Annotated in this window: 1 protein-coding gene; it reads right to left on the reverse strand. The window is 68.2% G+C overall.

Going from position 1 to position 9,723, the window contains the following annotated elements; translation table 11 throughout:
* Positions 1-9,723, reverse strand: a 9,723-nt coding sequence (locus tag ACZ4MF_RS48205; RefSeq protein ID WP_467500710.1) for a non-ribosomal peptide synthetase, incomplete at both ends; no start/stop codon positions are given.

Here is a 9,723-nt window from a genome sequence, read left to right on the forward strand (position 1 = left end):
TCCGGAGCCGGCAACGCCCGCCGATCCAACTTCCCATTCGGCGTCAACGGCAACGCATCCAACGGCACGATCACCGACGGGACCATGTACTCGGGGAGCACCTTCGCCACGTGCGTTCGTAGTGTCAGCGGGTCGGCGGCGGAGACGACGTATCCGACGAGCCGCTTGTCGCCGGGCCGGTCCTCACGCACCACGACCGCGGCCTGGCCCACCCGCGGATCACCCGTCAGAACGGACTCGATCTCACCCAGCTCGATCCGGAAACCACGCACCTTCACCTGGTCATCCACACGACCGACGTACTCCAGCTGCCCGGCCGCCGTACGGCGCGCCACGTCGCCGGTCCGGTAGAGCCGACCGCCGACCGGTCCAAAGGGGTCGGCGACAAAGCGCTCGGCGGTCAGGGCGGGGCGGTTGAGGTAGCCGCGGGCGAGCTGGTCGCCCGCGATGTAGACCTCACCGGCAACGCCGTCCGGCACCGGACGGAGGAATCCGTCCAGGACATAGACCCGGGTGTTCCACACCGGACGGCCGATCGGGACGGTCGCGGCGTCGTCGCCAAGGCCGTCCAGCCGTCCAGCCGTCGCCTGGATGGTGGCCTCGGTCGGACCATACAGATTGATCACGCTTGCGTCCCAGGCCGCGGCGGCTTGCCTGGCCAGCGACGCCGGGAGTGCCTCACCGCCCGAGAGGAGCGCGCGGATGCCCCGGCCCCGCTCGTCCAGCGGCATCGCGGCCAGCAGGGACGGCACGAACTGAGCCACCGTGACGCCCTGGCGCCCGATGAACGCGAGCAGCTGCTCGGGGTCGCGGGTCGCCTCGGCCGACGCCATGGCCACGGCCGCCCCCGAGAGCAACGGCGCCCACAGCTCACCGCCGGCCGCGTCGAAGCTGACCGGGGTGCGGGCGAGCACCACATCCTGCGAGGTCAGCTCGGTCTCCGCGGCGAGCCAGCAGAGCTGATTGGTGAGGCCGACGTGGGTGACGACGACGCCCTTGGGGGCGCCGGTGGAACCCGAGGTGTAGATGACGTACACCGGGTGCCGGGCGGTGAGCACGGCGATCCGGTCCGCGTCGGCCACATCGGTATCCGAGTGGACCGCCAGGGCCGCGGCGGTCCCCGGCTCGTCGAGCAGCAGGACCGGTGCCGCTGTCTCGATCCTGGTCCCACGGGTGCTCAGCACCAGAATGGGGGAGGCGTCCTTCAGCATGAACGCGATCCGGTCCGCGGGATAGTCCGGATCGACCGGCACATACGCGGCCCCCGACTTGAGCACCGCCAACAGCGCGACGACCAGCTCCAGCGACCGCGGCAACGCCACCGCCACAAACCGCTCCGGACCCGCACCCTGTTCCACCAGCAGCCGCGCGAGCCGGTTCGCCCGCGCGTTCAGCTCGCCATACGACAGCTCCACACCCTCGAACACCACCGCAGTCGCCTCCGACGACCGCTCCACCTGCTCCTCGAACAACGCGGGCAACGTGCGGTCAGGCACCACGGCAGCGGTGTCGTTCCAGTCCGTGAGGACCCGCCCCAGCTCGGCGTCGTCGAGGATGCGTGCCCGGCTCACCGGCTGCTCGGGGTGCGCCAGGACCTGCTCCAGGAACCGCGCCAGCCAGCCCGCCATCCGCTCGATCGTGGACCGGTCGAACAGGTCCGTCGCGAACTCGATCCCACCCCGAATACCAGCCGGCTTCCCTTCCTCGGTGAACACCTCGGCGAGATTGAAGGACAGGTCGAACTTCGCCACCTGTGCCCCGGCCGGTGCGATCTCCGCTTCGAGACCGGGCATCACAAGGTCCGACACGGGGGTGTTCTGGAACGCCAAGGCCACCTGGAACAGAGGGTGTCGGCCCATCGAGCGAACCGGATTCAACACCTCCACCAGACGCTCGAACGGCACATCCTGCGCCGCGAACGCCCTGAGATCGGTCTCCCGGACCCGCCCGACCAGCTCCGCGAACGACGGATCACCCGACACATCCGACCGCAACACCAGCGTGTTCACGAAGAACCCGACCAGGTCATCCAACGCCTCGTCCAAACGACCCGCCACCGGAGAGCCGATCGGAATGTCCGTGCCCGCCCCCAGCCGGGACAGCAGACCCGACACCGCGGCCTGCACCACCATGAACACACTCGCCCCACACTCACGCGCAAGGCTCACCACACGGCGGTGCAGCTCCGCCTCAAGCGCCACCTCGACAACATCACCTTGGTGGGAGGTCACGAGTGGACGCGGGCGGTCGAACGGGAGCTCCAACTCCTCAGGAACACCGGCGAGTTCACCTCGCCAGAACTCCACCTGTCCCGCGTCACCCTCGTCGCCCAGCAGTTCGCGCTGCCACAAGGTGTAATCCGCGTACTGCACCGGCAACGGCTCCCACTGCGGAACCGCACCCTCACACCGCGCCCCGTACGCCGACGCCAGATCCCGCGCCAACGGCCCCAACGACCAACCATCACCCGCGATGTGATGCATGACCGCGGCCAACACCCACTCATCCACGGCTACTCGGAAGGCCCACACCCGCACCGGAATCTCACAGCTCAGATCGAACGCGTACGCCGAGACATCCGCGATGTCAGCCCAGACCCCCTCACGGTCGCTCTCCCCCACCACCAGCGCCGGCGCCGCCTCCTCCACGCTCAGCACCCGCTGATACGGCTGACCGTCCACCTCCACGAACACCGTCCGCAGACTCTCATGCCGGCCCACCACATCGCCGAACGCCGCATTCAACGCGTCAACATCCAGCTCACCCCGCAGCCGCACCACCAGCGGAATGTTGTACGTCGCGTTCGGCCCCTCCAAACGGTTCAAGAACCACAACCGACGCTGGGCAAACGACACCGGCACCCGCTCCGGCCGCTCCACCGCCCGCAACACCGCACGCCCCACACCAGCACCCGCAAGCCGCTCCACCAACCCCGCGACCGTCGGCGCCTCGAACAACAGACGAATGCCCAACTCCACACCCAGCACCGACCGCACACGGCTCACCAGACGCGTCGCCAGCAGCGAATGCCCGCCCAACTCGAAGAAGTTGTCATCAATGGACACCCGCTCAACGCCCAGAATCTCCGCGAACACCGCGCACAGGACCTCCTCCTGCGGCGTACGCGGAGCACGACCCTCGCCATCAGCGGCGAACTCGACCGCAGGCAGGGCCCGGCGATCCAGCTTCCCGTTCGGCGTCAACGGCAGCGCATCGAGGATGAGGACCGCTGAGGGAACCATGTACTCGGGGACCGCAGCGGCCACATGGGCACGCAGAACCTGCGGGTCGAGCATCACGCCGTCGGCAAGAACGACGTATCCGACGAGGCGTTCATCGCGGACGATGACGGTGGCCTGGGTGACGTCGGGGTGTGTGGCGAGGACGGTTTCGATCTCGCCGAGTTCGATGCGGAAGCCTCGGATCTTGACCTGGTCGTCGGTGCGGCCGAGGTATTCGATCTCACCGTCGCTGTTCCAGCGGACGAGGTCCCCGGTCCGGTACATGCGTGTGCCGGGTGCCCCGTAGGGGTCGGCGACGAAACGATCCGCCGTCAGACCGGGCCGCTGGTGGTAGCCCCGGGCCAGCTGGACACCGGCGATGTACAACTCGCCCGCCACGCCGACGGGTACGGGAGACAGACCCGCGTCGAGGACGTACAGCTGCGTGTTCCACACCGGCCGCCCGATCGGCACGGTCGTACCCGCCGGCGCCGAGCATTTCCACCATGACACGTCGACCGACGCCTCGGTCGGCCCGTAAAGATTGAACAACGGGACATCCAGCACCTGCCGGAAACGGTCGACCGCCTCCGGCGGCAGTGCCTCACCACTGCACACCACCCGCCGCAGCACACCACCGCACCGCGCCGCAGCAGGCTCCTGGAGGAAGACCTGGAGCATGGACGGCACGAAGTGCACCGTCGTCACCCGCTCCTGGGCGATCAGCGACGCCAGGTATTCCGGATCCCGATGCCCACCGGGCCGGGCCACGACCAGCCCCGCGCCGGTCAACAGCGGCCAGAAGAACTCCCACACCGACACGTCGAACCCCGACGGCGTCTTCTGCAGCACCCGGTCATCAGCCGCCAGAGCAAACCGATCCTGCATCCACAACAACCGGTTCACGATCCCCCGGTGCTCCACCACCACACCCTTGGGCCGGCCCGTCGAACCCGAGGTATAGATCACATACGCAGGCGAACCCGGATCCACGACAACCGACAGATCGTATTCATCGACGACGGCCTGCGCGCTCTCGGCCAGCATCTCCTTGGTGACCACACACATCGGGGCGGCGTCTTCGAGGATGTAGGCGATCCGATCGGCGGGGTAGTCCGGGTCGACAGGCACGTACGCGGCGCCCGTCTTCAGCACCGCAAGCAATGCCACCACGAGTTCCGCCGACCGTGGCAGCGCGACCGCGACGAATCGCTCCGGCCCCGCACCCCGCTCAAGCAACAACCGGGCCAGGCGATTTGCCCGCTCATTCAACGAGCGATACGACAACTCGACGCCTTCGAAGACCACTGCGGTGGCATCCGGAGTACGTGCGACCTGCTCCTCGAACAACGCGGGCAGCGTGCGGTCAGGTACCACGGCAGCGGTGTCGTTCCAGTCCGTGAGGACCCGCTCCAGCTCGGCGTCGTCGAGGATGCGTGCCCGGCTGACCGGCTGCTCGGGGTGCGCCAGGACCTGCTCCAGGAACCGCGCCAGCCAGCCCGCCATCCGCTCGATCGTGGACCGGTCGAACAGGTCCGTCGCGAACTCGATCCCACCCCGAATACCAGCCGGCTTCCCTTCCTCGCTGAACACCTCGGCAAGATTGAAGGACAGGTCGAACTTCGCCGCCTGCGTCCCGGCCGACGCGACCTCTACGTCCAGACCCGGCATCACCAGATCCGACACCGGCGCGTTCTGGAACGCCAACGCCACCTGGAACAGCGGGTGTCGGCCCATCGAGCGAACCGGATTCAACACCTCCACCAGACGCTCGAACGGCACATCCTGCGCCGCAAACGCCCTGAGATCGGTCTCCCGGACCCGCCCGACCAGCTCCGCGAACGACGGATCACCCGATACGTCCGACCGCAACACCAGCGTGTTCACGAAGAACCCGACCAGGTCATCCAACGCCTCGTCCAGACGACCCGCCACCGGAGAGCCGATCGGAATGTCCGTGCCCGCCCCCAACCGGGACAGCAGACCCGCCACCGCGGCCTGCACCACCATGAACACACTCGCCCCACGCTCACGCGCAAGACCCACCACGTTCCGGTGCACCGCCGCATCGAACTCAAATTCCACAACATCGCCCTGATACGACGCGACCAGCGGACGCGGGCGATCGAACGGGAGCGCCAACGCCTCAGGAACACCGGCGAGTTCACCTCTCCAGAACTCCACCTGTCCCGCGTCACCCTCCTCACCCAACAGTTCGCGCTGCCACAACGCGTAGTCCGCGTACTGCACCGGCAACGGCTCCCACCCCGGAACCGCACCCTCACACCGCGCCCCGTACGCCGACGCCAGATCCCGCGCCAACGGCCCCAACGACCAACCATCACCCGCGATGTGATGCATGACCGCGGCCAACACCCACTCGTCCACGGCTACTCGGAAAGCCCACACCCGCACCGGAATCTCAGAGCTCAGATCGAACGCGTACGCCGAGACATCCGCGATGTCAGCCCAGACCCCCTCACGGTCGCTCTCCCCCACCACCAGCGCCGGCGCCACCTCCTCCACGCTCAGCACCCGCTGATACGGCTGACCGTCCACCTCCACGAACACCGTCCGCAGACTCTCATGCCGGCCCACCACATCGCCGAACGCCGCATTCAACGCATCAACATCCAGCTCACCCCGCAACCGCACCACCAACGGGATGTTGTACGTCGCGCTCGGCCCCTCCAGCCGGTTCAGGAACCACAACCGACGCTGGGCAAACGACACCGGCACCCGCTCCGGCCGCTCCACCGCCCGCAACACCGCACGCCCCACACCAGCACCCGCAAGCCGCTCCACCAACCCCGCGACCGTCGGCGCCTCGAACAACGCGCGAACACCCAACTCCACACCCAGCACCGACCGCACACGGCTCACCAGACGCGTCGCCAGCAGCGAATGCCCGCCCAACTCGAAGAAGTTGTCATCGACGGACACCCGCTCAACGCCCAGAATCTCCGCGAACACCGCGCACAGGACCTCCTCCTGCGGCGTACGCGGAGCACGACCCTCGCCATCAGCGGCGAACTCGACCGCAGGCAGGGCCCGGCGATCCAGCTTCCCGTTCGGCGTCAACGGCAACGCATCGAGGATGAGGACCGCTGAGGGAACCATGTACTCCGGCACCGAGCCCGCCACATGCGCCCGCAACGCCTGCGGGTCCACCACGGCAGCGGTGGTGGGGACCACGTATCCGACCAGCCGCTTGTCACCGGGACGGTCCTCACGCACGACCACCGCAACCTGAGCAACGTCCGGATGGCCGGCCAGGACGGACTCGATCTCGCCGAGCTCGATACGGAAACCCCGCACCTTGACCTGGTCATCGACACGGCCCAGGTACTCGATCTCACCGGCCGCGTTCCACCGCACCAGGTCCCCGGTCCGGTACATCCGCGAACCTGCAGCCCCGAACGGATCGGCGACAAAGCGTTCCGCCGTCGACCCCGGACGGTTCAGGTAACCCCGGGCCAGGCCGGCGCCCGCTATGTACAGCTCACCGGCCACGCCCACCGGCACCGGGCACAGGGCGGCGTCGAGGACGTAGGTGGAGACGTTGTCGATCGGACGGCCGATCGGCGGGGTGGTGTCGATGCCGGTATCGGCGTCGACGTGCCAGTACGTGGTGTACACGGTCGCTTCGGTCGGGCCGTAGATGTTCGCGACCCGGGCCCCGGGCATCGCCGACTGGATGTCACGGATCGTGTGCGCGGCGAGCGCCTCACCGGCCAGGGCCACCGCCTGCGGGCGGGCACCGTTCAACGTGCCGGCCAGCAGATGCGAGAAGGCCGAAGGCACACCACTGACCAGGCTCCCGGCCAGCACACCGGGCTCGAGTTCAGCCAGGGACAGCAGGTCCTGAACGACCTCGATGGTGCCGCCGGCCACCAGCGGGCCGAAGATCTCGAACACGGAGACGTCGAAGTTCAGCGAGGTGGAAGCCACCACCCGAGACAGCTGCCCAAAGGTGAACCTCCGCTCCGCCCACGCCAGCAGATTGGCCACCGACCGGTGCTCGACCACCACGCCCTTCGGCCGACCCGTCGAACCCGACGTGAAGATCACATACGCCGGGCACGCCGCACCCGACGAACCCAGACGCTCCGCTTCGGTGAGGTTCTGCTGGCCCAGGACGGCCAGCCGAGCCACTGTCTCAGAATCGTCCAGCAGGACCCGGGTGGTGTCGGCCGGCAGCTCGACCCCGCTGTCCCCGACCGTGATCACGCACATGGGCTCGGCATCCTCGAGGATGTAGGCGATGCGATCGGCGGGATAGTCCGGGTCGACGGGCACGTACGCCGCGCCGGTCTTCAGCACGGCAAGCAGGGCGATGACCAGCTCGACGGAGCGTGGCAGCGCGACCGCGACGAACCGCTCCGGGCCCGCACCCTGCTCCACCAGGAAGCGGGCCAGGCGGTTCGCCCGCTCGTTGACCTCCCTGTACGACAGCTCCGCACCGTCGAAGACCAGCGCCGTGGCGTCCTGTGTCCGCGTCACCTGCTGCTCGAACAGCTCGGGCAGGATGCCGACGGGGTTGTCACGGCCCGTGTCGTTCCACTGATTGAGGACGAGGCTCAGTTCGGTGTCGTCGAGGATGCGTGCGCGGCCGACCGGCTGCTCGGGCGCGGCGAGGACTTCCTCCAGGAACCGTGCGAGCCAGCCGGCCATCCGCTCAACCGTGGACCGGTCGAACAGATCCGTGGCGAACTCGATCCCACCCCGGATACCCGCCGGCTCACCCTCCGCGGTGAACACTTCGGCCAGGTTGAAGGAGAGGTCGAACTTCGCGGCCTGCGTCCCACCCGGTTCGACCGAGACATCCAGACCCGGCATCACCAGATCCGACACCGGCGCGTTCTGGAACGCCAACGCCACCTGGAACAGAGGGTGTCGGCCCATCGAGCGGACCGGATTCAACACCTCCACCAGACGCTCGAACGGCACATCCTGCGCCGCAAAGGCCCTGAGATCGGTCTCCCGGACTCGTGCGACCAGCTCCGCGAACGACGGATCACCCGACACATCCGCCCGCAGAACCAGCGTGTTCACGAAGAACCCGACCAGATCGTCCAACGCCTCGTCCAGACGACCCGCCACCGGAGAGCCGATCGGAATGTCCGTGCCCGCCCCCAACCGGGACAGCAGACCCGCCACCGCGGCCTGCACCACCATGAACGCACTCGCCCCGCACTCACGCGCAAGACCCAGCACGTTCCGGTGCACCGCCGCACCAAGCTCGACCTCGACCACGCCACCCTGATGCGAAGCCACCAACGGACGCGGCCGGTCAAAGGGGAGCGGCAGCTCCTCGGGAACCTCGGCAAGCTCAGCCCGCCAGAACTCCACCTGGCCCGCGTCACCCTCGTCACCCAGCAACTCACGCTGCCACAACGCGTAGTCCGCGTACTGCACCGGCAACGGCTCCCACTCCGGAACCCCACCCACACACCGCGCCCCATACGCCACCGCAAGGTCACGCGCCAGCGGGCCCAACGACCAGCCATCACCCGCGATGTGATGCACCACCGCGACCAACACCCACTCGCCCGGAGCAACCCCGAACAACGAGACCCGCACCGGGATCTCGGAGCTCAGATCGAACACGTACCCCGAAGCATCAGCCACATCAGCCGATACCCGCTCGTGGTCACTCTCCCCCACCACCAGCGCCGGCACCGCCTCCGCCGCCGACAGAATCCGCTGGTACGGCTGACCGTCCACCTCCGCGAACACCGTCCGCAGGCTCTCGTGCCGACCCACCACATCCGCCAACGCCAGTTCCAGCGCCTTCAGATCCAGCTCACCGCGCAACCGCACCACCAACGGGATGTTGTACGTCGCGCTCGGCCCCTCCAGCCGGTTCAGGAACCACAACCGCCGCTGAGCAAACGACACCGGAACCCGCTCCGGCCGCTCCACCGCACGCAACACCGCACGACCCGCACCCGCACCCGCACCGGAAAGCCGCTCCACCAGCCCCGCCACCGTCGGCGCCTCGAACAACGCACGAACACCCAGCTCCACACCCAGCACCGACCGGATGCGACTGATCAGGCGCGTCGCCAGCAGCGAATGCCCACCCAGCTCAAAGAAGTTGTCGTCGATACCGACCTCGTCGACACCGAGAACCTCCGCGAACATCTCACACAGCTGCTTCTCTTGTGGCGTGCGCGGGGCACGGCCGGTGCCGTCTGCGGTGAACTCGGGTGCGGGCAGGGCCCGTCGGTCCAGCTTCCCGTTCGGCGTCAACGGCAGCGCCTCGAGGATGAGGACCGCTGAGGGGACCATGTACTCCGGGAGTGCAGCGGCCGCGTGGGCACGCAGGGCGTGCGGGTCGGGCGTCATGCCGTCGGCGGGAACGACATATCCGACGAGGCGCTCGTCGCGGACCATGACGGTGGCCTGGGTGACGTCCGGATGGCCGGCCAGGACGGACTCGATCTCGCCGAGTTCGATGCGGAAGCCTCGGATCTTGACCTGGTCGTCGGTGCGGCCG

It is taken from the genome of Streptomyces sp. NPDC025793, assembly GCF_055558375.1.